Origin of the sequence: Streptomyces sp. 13-12-16, from assembly GCF_002114215.1 — a bacterium.
Taxonomy (GTDB): domain Bacteria; phylum Actinomycetota; class Actinomycetes; order Streptomycetales; family Streptomycetaceae; genus Streptomyces.
On record NZ_NCTE01000956.1, the window covers coordinates 1 to 2,088 of the forward strand.

The 2,088-nt window shown below is 74.5% G+C and carries 2 protein-coding genes and 1 pseudogene; all 3 read left to right on the forward strand.

The window, feature by feature from the left end; genetic code table 11:
* Positions 1–771, forward strand: a pseudogene (locus B7767_RS32885) (hypothetical protein); the annotation flags it as partial.
* Positions 772–782: 11 nt separating this feature from the next.
* Positions 783–1,523 carry an LON peptidase substrate-binding domain-containing protein gene (locus B7767_RS32890; RefSeq protein WP_085575314.1) on the forward strand — a complete coding sequence of 247 codons (741 nt, stop codon included), beginning with the start codon at positions 783–785 and terminating at the stop codon, positions 1,521–1,523.
* 56 nt (positions 1,524–1,579) lie between these two features.
* A complete protein-coding gene (gene ybaK / locus B7767_RS32895; RefSeq protein ID WP_085575315.1) occupies positions 1,580–2,080 on the forward strand; it encodes a Cys-tRNA(Pro) deacylase in 501 nt (166 codons plus the stop codon).
* The last annotated feature ends 8 nt before the right edge of the window (positions 2,081–2,088 follow it).

The following is a 2,088-nucleotide window of genomic DNA, read 5'->3' on the forward strand; positions in this document are numbered from 1 at the left end:
CGACCCGCGCGACCCCGACGGGCTGCTGGTGGACGCCCAGCGGGCGGTGGACCGCGCCTGGGACTCACCGGCCCGCGTCGAGCTGCTGCGCGAGGTGAGCCCGCTGATCACGGCCGCCGCCCGGGCGGACAACCGCGACCCGGTGCCCTGGCGGCTCGCCCTGGACCACGCCCGCGGCGCGCGCGCCGGGCACACGTACTTCGAGGAGCTGTGGGAGGCCGCGGTCCGGCGGGCCCCGCACCACCACGGCTGCCATGTGGCGGCCCTGCGCTACCTGGCGTCCTCCTGGCACGGTTCGCACCACGAGTGCTTCACCTTCGCGGACCTGGCCGCGCAGGACGCGCCGGAGGACTCGCTCACGCAGGCGCTGCCGCTGCGGGCGGCGTTCGGCTACCTCACCGACCGCTGCGGTCCCGAAGTGCCGCGCGCACGGCTGGAGGCGGCGGCCGACCGCGCCACCGCACTGTCCGCCCGGCTGCCGGCGGGCCAGTCCTGGCCGGCCGAGCTGCGCAATCTGCTGACGTACGTCCTGGTCCGGCTGGAACGCCGGCGGGACGCCCTGGAGCAGCTCCGGCTGACCGGCCCGTACGCCACGTCCTTCCCCTGGGACCGGGAGGCGGACGACCCCCTCGGCCGGTTCCTGGAGGTCCGTCAGAACGTGCGCGCGGCGGTCGCGTCCGGCTGTCCCTAGCCGGGATCCGGCCCCCGGCACCGGTCCCGGACCGACCGAGGAGTGAACAGGGCGGCCGGCTCCGCTTCGGCGACCATTAGGCTCTTGACCCGTGACCACCGTCCGGCTCCCGCTCTTCCCCCTGAACACGGTGCTGTTCCCGGGGCTCGTGCTTCCGCTCAACGTCTTCGAGGAGCGCTATCGCGCCATGATGCGCGAGCTGCTGAAGACCCCGGAGGACGAGCCGCGCCGGTTCGCCGTCGTGGCGATCCGCGACGGGCACGAGGTGGCGCCGAGCGCGCCCGGCATGCCCGACCCGACGGCCGTGCCCGCGCGCGGTCCGGCGGCGGGCTTCGGCACCGATCCGCTGCGCGCCTTCCACAAGGTGGCCTGTGTCGCGGACGCGGCGACGATCCGGGAGCGGGCCGACGGCACCTTCGAGGTGCTGGCGACCGGTACGACCCGGGTGCGGCTGCTGTCCGTCGACGCCTCGGGGCCGTATCTGACGGCCGAGGCGGAGCCGCTGGCCGAGGATCCCGGCGACGAGGCGGGGGCGCTGGCCGAGGGGGTGCTGCGCTCCTTCCGCCAGTACCAGAAGCGGCTGGCGGGAGCGCGGGAGCGGTCGCTGACGACCGGCGCGGAGCTGCCGGACGAGCCGGGTGTCGTCTCCTACCTGGTCGCCGCCGCGATGATGCTGGACACGCCGACGAAGCAGCGGCTGCTCCAGGCGCCGGACACCGCGTCCCGGCTCCGTGACGAGCTGAGACTGCTGCGCGCGGAGACGGCCGTCATCCGTCATCTGCCGTCGCTGCCGGCCGCGGAGCTGACGCGCGGTCCGACGAGTCTCAACTGACGCACGAAACCGACATACGAAACCGACATACGAAACCAACCGGGGTACAGGCGGGGATGGCGAAGAAGTCCAGGAAGCAGCAGCCGGGGGGCACGCCCGCGACGGTGGCGCTCACCGCGGCCGGGGTGCCGTTCACGGTGCACTCCTACGAGCACGACCCGGCCCACCCGTCGTACGGCGAGGAGGCGGCCGAGGCGATGGGGGTCTCGCCGGACCGGGTCTTCAAGACTCTGGTGGCGGACGTCGACGGCACGCTCACGGTGGCGGTGGTGCCGGTGGCGGGCCAGCTGGACCTGAAGGCCCTCGCGTCGGCGGTGGGCGGCAAGCGGGCCACGATGGCCGACCCGGCCCTGGCGGAACGCACCACGGGCTACGTCCGCGGCGGCATCTCCCCCCTGGGCCAGCGCAAGAGACTCCCCACGGTCTTGGACGAGTCGGCCACCCGGCACGAAACGATCTGCGTCTCGGCGGGCCGCCGCGGCCTGGAGGTGGAACTCGCCCCGACCGACCTGACCACCCTGACCTCGGCGACCCTGTCCCCGATCGGCCGCGCCTGACGCACCCG